We start from the raw sequence: 838 nt of genomic DNA, 5'->3' as shown, positions 1-838 counted from the left end.
TCATAGATCTTTATTTTTTGTACTGTCTACTTGACGGGGTGCAGTTCAACCGATAAGTGGTTGGGTGGCTTTTTTGGTTTTTGAAAAAATCCCTATTCCGAATCTTTCATCTCGTTTCAATACGGACACAGATGACACTAACGGGCATTATAATGCACTAATATAACTTTTACGGACCCTAGGGACACTAACTAATTCATACCTACCGTTTGAATACGCTTGAACGCCAACAGTGATCAAATAAGGGCTCTCATGTCCGTTACGACTCACTTTTGCCGTAAAGATCACTATTAAAGGGCCGTACGGTCCGTAATTTGAGTATGCATTCGAGGCCACTCTATTTGAGCTGAATGGATATACGCCATTGTCGAATTAAGTGCGCCTATCCATATTACGTATTCCCATTTGCATTTACTGGAAGTATTATAGAGTATAACTTCAGAGGGAGGATATATGTTGATGAAAAATGATGATTTCGGCAATCGGATGAAAGGGTATGAGTATACGTTTCGCTACAGCTTACCTAGACGGTTACCTGTGTTGATAAGGCTTGACGGCTGTCATTTTCATACGTTTACAAGAGGTCTAGACAAGCCTTTCGACGAGAAACTGACGCAAGCGTTCTGGGAGACAAGTAAATATTTGGCCGGACAAATGATGGGCTGCAAGCTGATTTATCACCAAAGCGATGAAATATCAATTTTGCTGACGAATAACGATAAGCTGACGACAAAAGCTTGGTTCGATAACAATATTCAGAAGATCGTGTCCGTATCGGCAGCAATGGAAACGGCAAAATTCAATGATATTATGCGCAGCGTATATCCGAACAAAGAAC

Annotated in this window: 1 protein-coding gene; it reads left to right on the top strand. The window is 40.9% G+C overall.

The genetic code is table 11. From position 1 onward, the window contains the following. Nucleotides 1-459: 459 nt before the first annotated feature. Nucleotides 460-838 (top strand): tRNA(His) guanylyltransferase Thg1 family protein (locus tag AB4Z33_RS31030; protein WP_442053588.1); only part of this gene is annotated, 379 nt, incomplete at its 3' end.

It is taken from the genome of Paenibacillus sp. 2TAB19, from assembly GCF_052115185.1.
Taxonomy (GTDB): domain Bacteria; phylum Bacillota; class Bacilli; order Paenibacillales; family Paenibacillaceae; genus Pristimantibacillus.
The sequence above is the reverse complement of the archived record's forward strand: the minus strand, read 5'-3'. Positions and strand labels throughout refer to the sequence as shown.